Consider the following 15,737-nt stretch of genomic DNA (forward strand, 5'->3'; position numbering starts at 1 on the left):
AGCCCCGCTTCCACTGTTGGAAACGGGGCTGTTTTTTAAGAAGACAATCGATCTGCTTCGGATGCTTCAGCGCGTGGTGCGCGCCAGAAGTACGTCAGTAAAATACCGACTGCAAGCATCGCTGTCGCAAAATAGAACGGATAGTTCAAATTAACGTCGAACAATAATCCACCAACGATCGGTCCAAGGATGTTCCCGATGCTCGTAAACATCGAGTTCATCCCGCCGACGAATCCTTGTTCGTTACCGGCAATCTTTGAAAGATAGGTCGTAACGGCAGGTCGCATCAAGTCGAACCCGACGAACACGACCATCGTCACGAGAATGATCGAGATATAGTTCGTCACGAACGTCATTAAGACGACGAGTAACGTCGAACCGATCAAACTATAGCGAATCAAGCGAATCTCACCGAACCAGCGCGTCAACCGATCGAACAATCCGACTTGGACGATGACACCGACGATTGCACCGAGAGAAATCGCAAGGGCGATATCCTTCGCCGTGAAGCCAAACTTGCGGTCGACGAACAAGGCGAACAACGACTCGAATGAGGCAAGACCGAACGATGAGATCAACAGGACAAGAAATGCGATGAAATAGAGCGGGCTGAAGACTTTTCGGAAACCTGTCTGTTGTTTGACCGTCGTTGTCTCATAGTGACGCTTAGGTTCTTTGAGCGTAAAGACGGATAACACCATCGCCGTCAGTCCGAAGGCAGCAGCAAAGAAGAACGGCATCCGTGTTCCGAGATCTGCTAGGAACCCACCGATTCCCGGTCCGATGATGAAACCAGTCGAGATGGCGGCAGACATATATCCGAGCGCTTTTGGACGAGTCTCGTTCGTCGTGATGTCAGCGATGAATGCCGTGACGGCTGGCATGATGAAAGCCGCACTGACACCACCGAGAATCCGAGACGCAAACAGGACTTCGACGCTTTGACCGAGACCGAATAAGAGCTCGGACATACTGAAGATGAACAAGCCGATGATGATCATCGGTTTACGACCGTACTTGTCGACGGCACGTCCTGCGAGTGGTGACAGAATCAGTTGCGCAAAGGCGAAGGCGGAAACCATGTAACCGACTGTCGCCCCGGAAATGTTCAACTCGTTCATGATCGTCGGTGTGACGGGAATGACGAGTCCAATGCCTAAAAAGGCAATGAATAAGTTGAGCAGGAGTGTACTTAAAATCAATGTATTGTTTTGCATAGTTCACCTCAATAAAATTAAATCGTTTTTGACATACCGCGCCAGACGATCGGCCAGACAGCCTGCTGTCGAGCGTGAAACGCGTCGACACCGTTGTAGACGAGTTCCGTCAGCGTACCTTCAGCAACCGTCAAATAAGCGAGTGCGGCACTTTTGTAATCCGTCGAAAAGAGAATCTGTTCTGTTCGGTCTCGTTCGCGTAGTAATCGCGTCAATAGATCGTGCAATGAATCGAAAAACGGATTGAAACGGTCCGTCATCTCTTGTTCGAGCTTTTCTGGTGGAAAATAGGCAGCCCGAAGAATGAAGCGCATCAGGATATCGTCTTGCTGTTCCGAAATGAACCAGTCAAAGAAACCATGCAACGATTGTTCGAGCGGCTGCTTTCGCGTGTTCGTAAAATACGTCGCGAAACGTCGTTTTTGTTCTTGCAACGCATACGTCGTCGCTTGCAGGAATAAGTCATCCTTGCCTTTATAGTGCGCATAGATCGATGGTTTTTTAATACCGACCTCTGTCGCAATTTCTTGCAGCGATGCCCCTTCATAGCCATGTGCGGCAAAATGATGGATGCTCGTCTGTAACAATTGTTGGGCTTTCAGATCAATCACCTTCCTAACGGTCGTTAGGTAACACTGTAACAGTAAATTTCAAATAGAGTCAATCAGATTGTCTTACCGCACAAAAAAACTGACTCCGCGATGGCGGAATCAGTTAGTGAGGAATCATTATTTATTCATGACACGACCGCGTGTTGCGACGCGTGAGCCGACGATTCCTGCGAATGACGTGAAGATGAGTGTCAGAAGCAGTCCGACGAACGCCCAGATTGAAACTTTTGATGCCGTTTGTGTTGCTTGTTCCGTTTGCTCACGGACATCTTGGACCGTTTTCTTGAGGTCAGCTGATGTCTCATCAAGCGTTTGTTTCGCGTTTTCGATTTGTTGCGTCGTTTCTTTCGTTGCCGTATTGAGACCATCGACGATGTTTTGTGTCGCTTCTTCCGCTTCAGCACCTGTTAGATCAGTGTTCTTCGCGACAGCGTCAGCGATTTTATCTTCATCGACCGATTTCTCGATTTTTTCAGCTCGTGCTGTCAATGAATCACCGAGATCCTGGACGATCGTATCGAAGTTTTCTGGTTTTGTGATTGCTTCCTTACCAGCAGCCGTGACGTCTTCTTGCACAGCGTCAAGTTCGTTTTGCAAGTAGCCTGGTTGCAATTCTTTGATGTCTGTGTCTTTTAAGATTTCGTCAACGTTACCTTCAAGTTCTTTCGTATCAATTTGTGAAACGTTTTTCGTAATCGAATCGAATCCTTTCGTCGCAGCGTCTTGCGCTGTCGAAGCAACGGATCCGATGCCGTTACCTGCCGCACCACCGACCGTCCCGAGTAGTGAGCCGACCGATTGTAACGTATTGACCGTCGTGAACGTCAAAAGAGCGAACAAGAGGATGACGCTCGTCGACCATGTCAAGAAACCGTGGACGAGACCGGCACGTGCCGACGTCACACCGGAGACGAATCCGGCAACGAACAGCGAGATGAGCAATGAAAGGATTGCCCAGATGATCAAGCCAGTGCCGACACCATCGAACGGGTTATTCGACGTGACGTCCGTGACGCCGAGTCCAATTGCTGAACCGATTAAACTGAATAAGATCAATAAAGATAGAAATGATACCACACCTGCAAAAATCGAACTCCATGAGATGTTACGACCTGCTCCGTCCGCTTCCGCTCGGAAATGCGATGAAAAGCCTCTGTTTGTTTTTTCCATAATAAGCACTACCTCTCCCCAAATTGGTCTTTCAAGTTCGAGATGTTCATGAATGTAAAAGCTTCACCTCAAGTTTCTTACGCGCATAGCTCTTATATAACCGGTAACTAAATAAGAGAAACCTAGTATTACAGGTACATGATTAACGGTCGTATGAACTTCAACGAAGTGATATTGGTTGCGTTTGAAGAAAAAGCATCGTACACTCTTATCAAGTGTCACGTTATACTGTACAGTTTAAAATCAAAAGGAGGTGATCCCCCGCTTCTAGGGGGATACAAGTTGGACATCGTCTTAACACTGAATTTGTTGTTGCTCGTCGTATTGATTGGTTTGACCGCGTTTTTCGTCGGTTCGGAATTTGCTGTCGTTAAAGTCCGGATGTCACGTCTCGACCAGATGGTGCAAGAAGGAAAAAAGGGAGCAGTACTTGCGAAGAAGGTCGCAGGAGATCTCGATTATTACTTGTCGGCCTGTCAGCTCGGTATTACGATCACTGCACTTGGTCTGGGTGCACTCGGAAAACCGACCGTCGAGAAATTGTTGACACCGGTCTTTGATGAACTTGGTGTCGCCGTTGCGCTCTCAACGATTCTCTCATACAGTATTGCTTTCATCTTCGTGACGTTTCTCCACGTCGTCATCGGAGAACTTGCACCGAAGACGCTCGCGATCCAGTATGCGGAACGGATGACGTTACTGCTAGCTCCTTCACTCTATGTATTCGGAAAAGTCATGTATCCATTCATCTGGATCATGAACGGTTCGGCCCGTGTCCTCTTGCGGATGTTCGGTGTGAAACCTGCCGGTCACGAACAAGCCCATTCCGAAGAAGAGTTGAAGATCATCATGGCACAAAGTTTTCAAAGTGGTGAGATCAATCAATCGGAACTCGCCTTGATGCAAAACGTCTTTGCGTTTGATGAGCGTGTAACGCGCGACATCATGGTGCCACGGATGAACATGATGGTCATTTCGGACGAGATGAGTTGGGAAAATCTATTACAGACGATGTCTGACAATCCGTATACACGTTACCCGGTCAGTGAAGGAACGGATAAGGACCGGATTAGTGGTTATATCAACGTCAAGGAAGTGCTCGCCCATCACGCGGTACAAGACGAACGAGAACTCGCCTCGTTCCTTAAACCGTTGCCGGTCGTTTCGGAATTGACACCGCTGCAAGAAACACTCTTGAAGATGAAGCAGACACGGTCACACATCGCTCTCGTCATCGACGAGTATGGTGGGACATCCGGTTTGATCACGATGGAGGATATTTTGGAGGAAATCGTCGGTGACATCCGCGATGAATTCGATGAAGCGGAGCAAGCCGAGATCGAACAGTTACCGGACGGCTCGTATCGATTAGCGGGTACTGTCCTATTAGTTGAGATCGAAGAACGATTTGGTCTTCGGTTCACTGAATCAGAGGCGGTCGACACGATTGGTGGCTATATCCAATCACGGACGGCTGCTTTTGAAGAGGGAACGATCGTCACAGATGAGGCGTTTACGCTTGAGATCTTGCGTTCTGCTCACTACCAGATTCAGGATGTCAAGTTGACCTTGCCGTCAAGCTAAAATAAAGACCCGTTTTGCTTAGTAGTTCAATCTACTGAGCAGACGGGTCTTTTTTATCGGGCAGTGGGGAGATTGGATTCGGTTGGTGGTAACTGTTCCTTCAAATACAGAGAAAATGCTTCTTCCGATAAAGGACGTGCATAGTAATACCCCTGACCGATGTGGCATCCGATGGATTTAAGATACAAGTGCTGCGCTTCGTTTTCGACACCTTCTGCGATCATCGTCAGACCAATCGTTTGTCCCATTGCGATGATATGTGGAAGTAAAGCAGCTCCCCCTGTTGTTTCCGGACAATCATCGACGAATGATTTATCAATCTTCAGTGAATGGACTGGCAGTTGATGCAGGATGGATAAAGAAGAGAAACCGGTTCCGAAGTCATCGATGGCACAGTGAATTCCCTGATTGCGCAACGTGTGTAACATCTTGCTGCTATCTGAGACGTCTTGTAAGACGCTTTCGGTAATTTCGAGTTCAAGATAAGCTGGAGATAAGTTCGTCTCAGACAAGGTCTCTTCAATCATGTTTAGTAAATGTTGATCCTTAAACTGTGGAACGGAGATATTGACAGCGACGATCAGCGGATAGCCTTGCGCATGCCAGTCAAATGTCCTGCGGCATGCCGTCTTTAGAATCCAGCGTCCAAGAGCAATGATGTGACCGCTCTCTTCAGCAATCGAGATGAATTCGACGGGAGAAATCAAACCAAAGACTGGATGATGCCAACGAACGAGTGCTTCCATACCGATTGGACGGTTTGTCATCAGATCGACTTTTGGCTGATAGACCAGTTGGAATTGATTGTTCTCGATCGCTGCGGGGATATCCATTTCCAGCTGGATCTTCCGATTGAACCATTGGTGGAGTCGTTCATCATACCGGACGCAGTGCATCGGTCCTTGTTGTTTCGCTTGAAGAAGTGCCGTATCAAGACAAGGAAGAATGTCCTGGTGCAAGGAAGTGTCTTCGATGAGACAACTACCAGCATGGATGGTGACTTGAATCGAATATCCGCGAATTCGGAACGGGCGCTCGAATTGGTGTAATAAAGCCTGTTCAAGAGCGGTCAACGAATCATTTGTCGCGTACGGAAGGATGAGCGCGAACTCATCCCCACCGATTCGGTAGATTTCCAGATCATCGTGACGCAACAGCCGAAGTCGATTCGCGGTCTCGACCAACACACGATCTCCCGTCGCATGCCCCATAGTATCATTGACGATCGTCAAACGATGTAAATCAAGCGAGACGGCCGCAAAAGAACGCGGTAAGTCGTTCGTAAGCCGTTCGATGAAGTGTTGGCGATTCGCGAGCTGTGTCAGCGAATCGTGGTAAGCGATGAATGAGACTTCGTTTAGCAATCGATTGTTGCTACGTAACGTAAAGATTTGCCGACCGAGAACAAGAGAGAACAAGAGCAGCCAACCGCTCGATAGAATATTGAGGTACCAGTCATAAGTCGATAAGACGAACCCTGTCAGTAAACCGATGCTGACATAAGGCAAGATGAAATCGCGTTCCGTTACCGTTCGCTGAGAACGAAAGAGTCGTTCTTGTTGCGGATGCTGTTTTCCTTCTAAATGACCACTCCATCCGATGGACAGAAGCGCGATGACCCAGAAAACATCGACGAGATGTTCGAGAAACGGACTGTTGTTAAACGTAAAGACGGTAAGCATGACATCACCGCACACTTGAAACAAAAAACCAACGACGAGAAAACGGTGATGCGGTTTTCCTTGGTTATAACGAACATGGTAGTACAAAATCGCACTGAAAAAGAGGAGTAACACATCAGCAATGAGAAATCCGAAGGTGGAGATCGTTCGCTCGAGCGAGGGATTCAGGATCTCAAAATAGGGTTGCAATAAATAATAGTCGCTCATGACGAAAGCCGTCGTCATGAACACGACTAAATTGAAGATGTAGTTCTTATTCGTGAAGTTCAATCCGATGCTACGCATCTTCGTGATTAGCGCTAAGACATAGCTGAAATAAGACAAACACCAAAGAATGGTCGAGGCAATCGGTGCATCGACCCGTCCGTCTGTCAATTGAAGGAACAGCCATAGACCATTCCCGAGGACGTGTAATAGAAGACCTGCGAACAAGAAACTTAGAAAACGGAGGTGTGGATTGCGCTGTTCAATGCGTGCGCGAATCATCCAATAGGCGGCAATCAGACCCGCCATCATATGAAAGACGTTGATTCCAATCAAGTGTGCCCACTCTTCAGCAGGTCCAAAACGAATCCAACCATAGAAAACCAGGAATACAGGAAAGACGATGAAAGAGAAGTAACGCCACATGAGTTGAACGGACCTCCTTAAGTTAAAAAGCGAGAAGTGTTATATAGATATCGGTCAAATTTTCCATTTTTTGAAGGGTGCTTACCTAGAATGCTTGAGGAAATGGGCGAGTGTCGCACATCAAAAGTACCAATCATGACGGGAAATTCCATATGAAAATTTTGGATTTTCGAATGATAGCCATTCAAATGTCAATTATAGGTGACGATAAAGAAAATGAAGTCCATCTATGAATGAGGGAGAGAAGCATATGAAATGGTTCGCGAAATCAGCATCACCGTCCTTCGATGCGCGCATCGAAGGCGAACGCGCTCATGTCGTGTTGAATGTTCCGACATCCTTACATGAACAATTACGTTTAATCGGTCTAGAAGCAGTCGATTTACAAATTGTCCGGGTCATCCGCGAAGATGTATCCCGTTGGATGCCGAGCATGGTCGACGCGTTCTACGAGGAGCTGGTTCGTGTTCCGTCACTCCGGCATTTGATTGAACAGCATTCGACGCTCGAACGATTGAAAGGCACTCTCGCTCGGCACATCCTACAAATGTTCGATGGTCAGGTGACGATGGACTACATCGAAGCCCGGCGCCGGATCGCTGAACGGCATGTTCAAATCGGGCTGCATAATAAATGGTATATCGCCGCCTTCCAAAAAGTCTGGAACGTCCTCAGTGAACAAATTGACGGCAGTGATTGGCCGGAAGTAGAACGTGTCCGGATCATGCGGGCAGCGGGGAAACTCTTCAACCTCGAGCAACAAATCGTCATGACGATGTATGAGGATCAAATCGATGAGGAGCGCCAAGCGATCGCGACAGCCAAACGGCACGTCGGAGATGGCGTTCAAAAATCCACGGAAGAACTTGCTGCGATGAGTGAAGAGTCGTCAGCGAACTTCCAGGAGATTGAACGGCACGCCAAACACGTCTCGACGACGACAGACGCAATTTCGATCCAGTTGACGGAAGCGGTCAGTGAAGCAGAAGCAGGTGTCGTCCTCGTCGAAGAGGAGACACGTCGCTTTGAACATGTCGTTGCAGATTTATCACGGACGACTGAACAAGTCGCTGAACTGTCTCGTCTGTCGCAGGAAATCGAGCGGATCGCTGGGATGGTGACGACGATTTCCGATCAGACGAACCTACTCAGCTTGAACGCCTCCATCGAAGCGGCGCGTGCCGGGGAGATGGGGCGCGGGTTTACTGTCGTCGCGCAAGAAATTCGGAAACTCGCAGAAGAGAGTAAACAGTCGGCAGCGGAGACGTCGCGGATCGCCCAAGAAATCACGCAAAAGATGCTCGTCGTTTCCGAACGAATGGGAACAACCGAGACAGCGGTCGTTCGGACGACGACAGAGATGCAACAAGTCGTCCGTGCCTTCTCACGGATTTCGGAACAGACAGATGCGGTCTCGCGGCAAATTCACGAACTATCGACGGATACGAAGGATGTCGCTGGAACGATCGAAGGCATGCGGAAAATCGCAGAAGCGATTGCTGAGACAGCGGATGACTTACAAGAAGTCGCAGCGACTCTCTAATATGATCCTCCTTTCTAAAAGAAAGGAGGATTTTTTTGTCGTTTTATGGAAAAATGAAAGTGGAGGTGTGAATGGTTTATGGTTCAGAGTCTACTACTGATTGTTTTATGTTTTTTAGCATTGATTGGACATTATTTGATGACAGGGGAACTCGCTCCACGTGAGTTGTACGGATTACTCGGTTTAACGGGCGTCGCTTTCGTGATCGGTGGAGTCGAATGGTGGCAAATCCGGCGCGATTTACGTTATCGGGGAGTAGAAGAGGGGATATCCGTTCGCTTGGCAGATCGGGCGAGCCGAAAGACGAATACGGTCTTTCTCGCGCATGAACGATGGCTGACGTTCTCACGTCGATACGCCACGTGGTGGCAGGCAATCCTTGCGCGCTTCGAAAAGTTCGAATCATTTTTTCTCGACGTGACGTTCGAAGGAGACGGGGAACAATTACAAATTAAAGAGACGAGAACGGAGTGGCTCCGCAATACGACACATTTCGTGATTCGCAAAGACGGACGCGATGTCGGAACGATTCGTAACGATGCGGCACTGCGTCAGCAACTGCAGCTGCAAGAAGTCTTACTCGTCTCGTATGCCGGTCAGGAGTATCAGATTCGGTCCTCGACGCTTACGCGAAAAATCGGCGTCTATCAAAACGGGGATTGTATCGCGACGGGGTCACGACACGGGGCGCGACTCGTCTTTAACTGTGACACGAACGAACGTCTCTTAGCCGTCGCTAGTATGATCGTCTTTCGACTTGTTTATTCGAAGTGATTTTATTTCACTGACCGTAATGTTGATTTAAAAATTTAAAGCACAAGAAGTAATAAGATAGGTCGTTCCCCTAATGATTATATGAATACATACAAAAAAGGCGCGCTGGATCTCTACAGAAGAGAATCAGCGCGCCTTTTCGTTAACCGGTCTTTCGGATCGATTCGAACAATCGCCCCTTATAGACGTCGGCAATCGTATTGAGAAATGTCTCGCTCAACTTTTTCGGGAAGAACGGTTTTGCATACACATAATGATACGCCTTCTTTAAATCATCCCATTGTGTACATGGTTCCGTTTGACGGAACCGTGCGACGTCGATGATCCGTGTTCCGTTCGCCGTCAAGAGGATGTTCCGTAAATGAATGTCTGACGGGTTCAGACCGACGGACCGCGCTTGTGCTAAAGCTGTATCGACAGTCGTTAAGACGGATTCCGGGATGAACGTCCCGCTGACGAGACATTCGAATAACGTTTGACCTTCAATGTATTCAAGCACGATATAGTCTGCACCATATTCGTAGACTTGTGCGTACGTCGGAAAGTCAGTCAACTGTGCGTAGATGCTTCCTTCGAGATCGGCCAGCGTTCGAAACGACGGGTAAAATTTCTTGATGACGCGATCCGTGCCGCGGATGCGAAAGACGAACGCACTTCGTCCTGTCCCGATTAAGTCAAGTTCACTCGGAAGATGCTCGATCGTACAAACGAAGCCTGTTTCTTTCAATTGGATCAATTGCGCTAACTCAGCGTCAGTTTTCAATGGTGTCACTTCCTTTCCTCCTTCATTTCTTATACCCATTATACGCTCATCTGACAGGAAAAGTTTCAAAAATCGCTTGTGTGTGAAAGTTTTGAACATTATGTGATATGCTAAAAATGCTACACTGTTACATACTTTAAGGGGGTTTTTAATCATGTCAACGACACAACAATGGCGCGACCATTTCGATGGTCTTCGCGCATACGAAGAAGCCGTCGCATTACTCTACTGGGATATGCGGACATACATGCCGGATCAAGGCGCAGCAAACCGTTCCGCGTCGATCGGATTCCTCTCGACGGAGAGCTTCCGCCGCCGGACTGGTACTGCGTACCAACAATTACTGGCCGCGATGGAGCAAGAGACGCTGACGGGCATCGAAGCGATCTCATTCGCGAAAGCAAAAGAAGCATTCGATCGCGACTCGAAGATTCCAGAAGCCGAGTACCAAACATTCATCACGTTGATTTCTGAAGCAGAGAGCGTCTGGGAAAAGGCGAAGGACGCGAACGATTGGTCGATGTTTGAACCATACCTTGAAAAAATCGTCGCGATGGAGCGCCAGTTCGTCGAATACTGGGGCTATGATGCACATCCATATGACGCACTGCTCCATGACTACGAGCCGGGGATGACGGTCGCAACACTTGATCCATTGTTCGCAGAACTCCGCCAAGCAATCATCGGTTTGCTCGGTCAGCTCGAAGGAAAAGACTTCCCGACGCTCGATTGGTCAGCTGATCGCGAGACACAGATCGCCTTGAACCAAGAGTGGCTCCGCGATATCGGCTATGACTTCACGTCCGGTCGCTTGGATGAGACGGTCCATCCGTTCCAGACGACGATCAACCGCAAGGATGCCCGGATCACGACGAAATATGATGAGAATGACTACCGAAACTCGGTCTTCGGCACGATGCATGAAGCCGGACACGCGACGTATGAGCAAGGAATCGAACCAGAGCTCGATTCACTCGGTCTCGGTGATGGTGCTTCGATGGGGATTCACGAATCACAATCACTGTTCTTTGAGAACTTCATCGGGCGTAACCAAGGGTTCTTAGAAGCCCGTTATCACGGATTACAACAAGCAATCCCGTCGCTGGCTGACGTTCCGTTCGAACGCTTCTATGCTGCGGTCAATGAAGTCAAGCCGTCACTGATTCGGATTGAAGCCGATGAATTAACGTATGCCCTGCATATCATCATCCGCTATGAACTGGAAAAACGCCTGATGACGAAAGAACTCGAAGTCAAGGATCTCCCGCAGGAATGGAACCGTCTCTATAAAGAGTATCTCGGTGTCGATGTGCCGAGCGACGCAAAAGGGGTCTTACAAGACGTCCATTGGTCAGGTGGCTCGTTTGGTTACTTCCCAAGTTACGCGCTCGGTCTCGTCTATGCGGCACAGCTAAACGAAGCACTTCGTCGTGACGTCGACAACGTCGATGGTCTGATCGCAGCGGGTACACTTGCCCCGATCAAAGGCTGGCTGAAAGAAAACATCCACCGTCACGGGAAATCGAAGACACCAGCTGAACTGATTGAAGCAGCAACGGGTCAATCGATCTCGGTCGCACCACTCGTCAACTACTTGACGAAGAAATACACGCGTGTCGTCGAGGCACTCTGATGTTGTGGTTCGCACACCGCGGCGTCAGTGACCGTTTTCCGGAGAACACGCTTGAAGCCATCGCTGCTGCGATCGAAGACGACGTCGATGGGGTCGAATTCGATGTCCATTTCTCTAAGGACGGCGTCGGTGTCATCATTCACGATGAGACCGTCAACCGGACGACGAACGGGAAGGGGCGCGTCATCGACATGACGGTAGCCGAATTGCAGGCGCTGGATGCTGGAGCACGATTCAAAGGAGGACCGATCAAGACGAAGATTCCGACGCTTGACGAAGTCCTTGCAATCCTCGCACCAGCGACGCTCCGGCTCAACATCGAGCTGAAGACGGATACGATTCGCTATGACGGGATTGAGGCGTATGTCCTGGAACGTTGCGCTGCACACGGCATCGCGACCGACCGATTGTTATTCAGTTCGTTCAACCATTATTCGGTTGCCTTGATCCGGAAGATCGACCCAAGCGTTGAGACGGCGATTCTCTATCCGTATCCGATCTATCATCCGGAAGAACAAGCCCTCCGAATTGGTGCGACCGGTATCCATCCCGATTATCGACGGGTAACGGAAGCGGACGTCGCGTTCGCTCACGCGCAAGACGTCACGGTCCGGGTTTACACTCCGAAGACGGTCGAGGATGTCCGGCAGATGCAGCGGATCGGCGTCGACGCCGTCATCGTTAATGATCCAAAAGGGATGCGCGATACACTCGAAGGATGAGGAGGAGGAAGGGATGCGCAAGGAATACGTATTCGTCATCAGTTTGTCGCTCGTCGCTTTATTCGTCGGACTTCAGCTTGGCTTTGCCCGCTTGCCGGAACCAAAACCGAAGCAAGTGACGACGACACCGATGCGCCCTGCCGATTATCAGGCAGGACTTGCGTCAGCGAAACGGGAACTGAAGCAGATTCAGCGCTTCACCTTGAAAAGCACCCTTCCTGCGGATGGAACGACGGTGACCTGGATTTATGAGACCCCATCCGATGAACGAATTGCGGTCGATTGGTATTACGTCGAGAGTTATCCGGAAGAACAAGTCCAGATGACACGAAACGAAACATCCCGGATCATCTCGTACGAACGCTATTTAATCGTCATCCGACCGATTTACGGAACGGTCGTCGATAGTGAACTCGAACAGTTCGCTCTTCGCTTTACAGGTTACTTCACGACACAACAACAGGGGGAAAACGATGTCAGGTAAAATCATTCTCTTGATTGGTGGATCGGGCAGCGGAAAGTCCTCCCTGATCAAACGTCTGCGGACGGAATACGCGCACGTCCGGTTCATCCCGTCGGTCACGACCCGACCGAAACGACCGACGGAGATTGATGGAGCAAGCTATCATTTCGTCGACGTCAAGACGTTCCAACAATTGATCCAAGACGACGGCTTCATCGAATACGCCCACGTCCACCGGGCGTGGTACGGGACACCGCGTCAAGCGTATGTCGATGTCCTCGAACAGGATCAAATCGTCATCAAGGACATTGATCCGAAAGGGGCGGCGAACTTCAAGCGTTTGTTTGGCGACCAAGTGATCACGATTTTCGTCTCGGTTCCACCCGACTTGATGAAGGAACGACTGTTGATGCGCGGGGATACACCGGAGCTTGAAGCGCGACTCGTCGATTACGAGGAAGCGTGGAAAGACCGCGATCATTATGATTATATGATTGAAAACATCGATTTTGAGACAGCGTATGCCGATCTGCTTGAGATCATTGCTGGCTACATTCCACAGGCATGACGAAGAGGACGCAAGATGCGTCCTCTTTTTGATGTCAGAAAGGAGTCTTCATGCTACCTTTGCATCCCTTGCTCACGCACGTTGAGAGCAAAAGACAGTTATCTGGTCGATCGCGCCAAGCCGTCTGGTCCGTCAAGACGGCAACAGCGCACTACATCGTCAAGGTCGTGACGGATCCGTCTAGTCGTCAATTTGAACGAGAAGCCACTTTAGCGATTCCAAAACAAGCGGGATTGTCTCATGCCTTACCGCTAGCGACCGGACGGACCGCAACGACCGCTTACGGCATCTATCCGTACCTACCCGGAAAAACCGTTCGAAGCGTGCTCGAGGAGTCACCGGAATTAGCGCCTCAGCTTGGTCAGGAGACAGGGCAAGCGTTGAGACGCATTCATGACGTCACCGCACCGAGCGAAATGACGTCTTGGAGCGAACGTTGCCAGGCGAAACATGACCGCTATCGCGCGGCGATTGACGGGTTGCTTGAGCCAACGTGGATCAAGCGTCTTGATCGATTCATTAGCGAGCGGATTCCGTTACTTCAGACACGTCCGAACCGGTTGCAACATGATGACGTTCATCTCGATAATCTCCTTGTCGAGGATGGGCATCTTTCCGCCTTCCTTGATTACGGGAACCATGATTATGGCGATCCGTGGCATGACTTCGTCAAATGTGGTCTGTTTCAGGTCGAGACGAGTCCGCTATTTGCCCGGCACATGATTGAAGGGTATTTCGAGAACGAAGTACCGTCCGACTTTTGGCGAATGTATAGTCTTTACATGGCGATGGTCGTCTTTTCAGCACTCGTCTGGTCGAAGCGGTTCGATGCAGACGGAATGCAAGCAATGCAACGACGCGTTCAGCGAATCATTCAGGATCATGCTGGCTTTCAGCGGGACATCCCGCTTTGGTATGAAGGGCAAATTCATGATTAAAAAACAACGGGTTCGTTTCTTTTTAAGAAGAGACGAACCCGTTGTTTTTATCGGTGAATCTTAAGATGAAAATAGAGATTACCACTCGAAGCCTTCTTCACTATACTTGCCGTTCGAATTGAAGAATCGTTCTTCTGTTTTACCGTTTACCGTACTCGTATAAATGACGTAGACGTCGAGATGATCATTCTGATCCGCCATCTTTTTAGCAGCTTTCTTAGCATCGGCTTCATTCGTATATGTCTCTGACTTGCTTGCCTTGCCGTGTTTTTCTTGCCCTTGTTCTTCGTAACCTTCTACTGTCCATACTTTTTTTGATGACATTCTTAACTTCCTTTCCTGCCAAAAGCGAGTCCGCTTGGCTGTTACATTATGCTGTGCAAAACGAGCACTCGTCAACCGTTGCCGTTCATTCTTTGACGATCTCGTCCAAATGATCGGCATAATAACGGATTGCTCGGTCAAAAGTCTGGATCGAGGCGTCCGACGACGTCGTAGCAAGACTCTTTAGCAACCGACCGACTGCCTGATCGGCTTGACCGAGATTGTACTCCGTCATTGCGAGGAAGGCTTGCAGGGCATGGGCGTCCGGGAACTCACGGAGCGCACGATGGAACACGTCTGACGCTGCCTCGAACTGACCGATGACACGATACGTACTACCGAGTCCGATATATGCCTGTAAGCGGTCCTTGCCTGTAAGACCGAGGTCTAGGGCTTGTTCGTAATAGGGAACAGCAGCCTGCTCCTCACCGAGACTATCATGACACCACGCCATCTGATAGAGAACGGTCGGGTCGTTAGGTGCCGTCTCGACATACTGTCGAACGACAGCCTTCGCTGCTTCATATTGCCCTGTCTGTCGCAACTGTTGCACCGATTCGAAATCAAACATCGTGTTTCCTCCTCCTGAATAAATTAAAAAACGGACCCGGTCGTCCTGACCGGATCCGTTCGATTGAACAGCTTAGATTGTTTTTTCAAGCTTAGTCAAGAGCGTCCGGAACAGTTCGAGTTCCTGATCCGAGAAGTCCTCGAAGACGTCTGCGAGGTAATCCATCTTCATCGACTCGAGTTTTTCGTAGAGCTCGATGCCTTTCGGAGTGGCACGGAGTTCGACGACGCGACGATCGAGTTCGCTTCGCTCACGCGAGATCAACTCTTTTTTCGTCAATTCATCTGCTAATGCCGTGATCATGCTCGCTGAGAATTGGAACTCTTGCGAGAGGGCAGAGGCGATTTGTGGACTGTTCGCACAAAGGGACTTCAAGATGAAGAACTCATTGCGTGTCAAGTACGTCGTGAACATGCTACGCACGTCCTTCTTGATCGCGCGGTAGTTCATCCGTAATCCTTTTTCTGTATCAACGATCAACTGATCGCGTTGTGCTACTTCTAGTGTAGTTGCCATGTATCGTTCACTCTTTCTATACCGTAGT

General features: G+C 49.4%; 16 protein-coding genes. 8 read left to right on the forward strand and 8 right to left on the reverse strand.

Annotation, left to right across the window (positions count from 1 at the left end; genetic code table 11):
* Positions 1-35 precede the first annotated feature (35 nt).
* From ACZGCQ_RS04815 to ACZGCQ_RS04825, 3 genes are all read right to left on the reverse strand, one after another.
* Positions 36-1,217 (reverse strand): MFS transporter, encoded by a 1,182-nt coding sequence (locus ACZGCQ_RS04815; RefSeq protein WP_481265658.1) that lies wholly within the window; start codon positions 1,215-1,217, stop codon positions 36-38.
* A gap of 17 nt (positions 1,218-1,234) precedes the next feature.
* Positions 1,235-1,828 carry a TetR/AcrR family transcriptional regulator gene (locus tag ACZGCQ_RS04820; RefSeq protein WP_290776879.1) on the reverse strand — a complete coding sequence of 198 codons (594 nt, stop codon included), beginning with the start codon at positions 1,826-1,828 and terminating at the stop codon, positions 1,235-1,237.
* A 117-nt stretch (positions 1,829-1,945) separates the two neighbouring features.
* On the reverse strand, positions 1,946-2,998 hold the full coding sequence (locus ACZGCQ_RS04825) for a YrzE family protein (protein ID WP_481265659.1): 1,053 nt from the start codon (positions 2,996-2,998) through the stop codon (positions 1,946-1,948).
* Positions 2,999-3,280: 282 nt separating this feature from the next.
* Here ACZGCQ_RS04825 and ACZGCQ_RS04830 point away from each other — a divergent pair, with 282 nt between their 5' ends.
* Positions 3,281-4,582, forward strand: a complete 1,302-nt coding sequence (locus tag ACZGCQ_RS04830; protein WP_481265660.1) for a hemolysin family protein — start codon at positions 3,281-3,283, stop codon at positions 4,580-4,582.
* Between the two features lie 53 nt (positions 4,583-4,635).
* On the opposite strand, the gene ACZGCQ_RS04835 is transcribed toward ACZGCQ_RS04830, so the two are convergent.
* Positions 4,636-6,894 carry a putative bifunctional diguanylate cyclase/phosphodiesterase gene (locus ACZGCQ_RS04835; RefSeq protein ID WP_481265661.1) on the reverse strand — a complete coding sequence of 753 codons (2,259 nt, stop codon included), beginning with the start codon at positions 6,892-6,894 and terminating at the stop codon, positions 4,636-4,638.
* A gap of 250 nt (positions 6,895-7,144) precedes the next feature.
* Between ACZGCQ_RS04835 and ACZGCQ_RS04840 the strand changes: the two genes are divergently transcribed.
* A complete protein-coding gene (locus ACZGCQ_RS04840; protein WP_029341673.1) occupies positions 7,145-8,437 on the forward strand; it encodes a globin-coupled sensor protein in 1,293 nt (430 codons plus the stop codon).
* Between the two features lie 78 nt (positions 8,438-8,515).
* Positions 8,516-9,211, forward strand: coding sequence for a hypothetical protein (locus ACZGCQ_RS04845; RefSeq protein ID WP_214770049.1), 696 nt, complete (start codon positions 8,516-8,518; stop codon positions 9,209-9,211).
* A gap of 142 nt (positions 9,212-9,353) precedes the next feature.
* On the opposite strand, the gene ACZGCQ_RS04850 is transcribed toward ACZGCQ_RS04845, so the two are convergent.
* Entirely contained in the window at positions 9,354-9,983 is a 630-nt protein-coding gene (locus tag ACZGCQ_RS04850) for a Lipopolysaccharide core heptose (II) kinase (RefSeq protein WP_023468282.1), read from the reverse strand.
* Between the two features lie 145 nt (positions 9,984-10,128).
* On the opposite strand from ACZGCQ_RS04850, the gene ACZGCQ_RS04855 reads away from it, so the two are divergent.
* The 5 genes from ACZGCQ_RS04855 to ACZGCQ_RS04875 are packed head-to-tail and all read left to right on the forward strand — an operon-like array spanning position 10,129 to position 14,298.
* Positions 10,129-11,607 carry a carboxypeptidase M32 gene (locus tag ACZGCQ_RS04855; RefSeq protein WP_481265662.1) on the forward strand — a complete coding sequence of 493 codons (1,479 nt, stop codon included), beginning with the start codon at positions 10,129-10,131 and terminating at the stop codon, positions 11,605-11,607.
* A complete protein-coding gene (locus ACZGCQ_RS04860) occupies positions 11,607-12,329 on the forward strand; it encodes a glycerophosphodiester phosphodiesterase (protein WP_481265663.1) in 723 nt (240 codons plus the stop codon). Before ACZGCQ_RS04855 ends, ACZGCQ_RS04860 begins: the two co-directional genes overlap by 1 nt.
* A gap of 13 nt (positions 12,330-12,342) precedes the next feature.
* A complete protein-coding gene (locus ACZGCQ_RS04865) occupies positions 12,343-12,813 on the forward strand; it encodes a hypothetical protein (protein WP_023468285.1) in 471 nt (156 codons plus the stop codon).
* The gene (locus ACZGCQ_RS04870) at positions 12,803-13,360 is read left to right on the forward strand and encodes a guanylate kinase (protein WP_481265664.1); all 558 of its coding nucleotides are present in this window, start codon (positions 12,803-12,805) and stop codon (positions 13,358-13,360) included. The genes ACZGCQ_RS04865 and ACZGCQ_RS04870 overlap by 11 nt, the downstream gene beginning before the upstream one ends.
* Positions 13,361-13,410: 50 nt before the next feature.
* On the forward strand, positions 13,411-14,298 hold the full coding sequence (locus tag ACZGCQ_RS04875; RefSeq protein ID WP_481265665.1) for a phosphotransferase family protein: 888 nt from the start codon (positions 13,411-13,413) through the stop codon (positions 14,296-14,298).
* Positions 14,299-14,376: 78 nt separating this feature from the next.
* On the opposite strand, the gene ACZGCQ_RS04880 is transcribed toward ACZGCQ_RS04875, so the two are convergent.
* The 3 genes from ACZGCQ_RS04880 to ACZGCQ_RS04890 all read right to left on the reverse strand — a co-directional run bounded on the left by ACZGCQ_RS04880 (position 14,377) and on the right by ACZGCQ_RS04890 (position 15,709).
* Entirely contained in the window at positions 14,377-14,622 is a 246-nt protein-coding gene (locus ACZGCQ_RS04880) for a hypothetical protein (protein WP_023468288.1), read from the reverse strand.
* Between the two features lie 85 nt (positions 14,623-14,707).
* Positions 14,708-15,193, reverse strand: coding sequence for a tetratricopeptide repeat protein (locus ACZGCQ_RS04885; protein ID WP_481265666.1), 486 nt, complete (start codon positions 15,191-15,193; stop codon positions 14,708-14,710).
* 72 nt (positions 15,194-15,265) lie between these two features.
* Entirely contained in the window at positions 15,266-15,709 is a 444-nt protein-coding gene (locus ACZGCQ_RS04890; protein ID WP_023468290.1) for a MarR family winged helix-turn-helix transcriptional regulator, read from the reverse strand.
* Positions 15,710-15,737 lie beyond the last annotated feature (28 nt).

The organism is Exiguobacterium sp. HSB13, assembly GCF_056764755.1.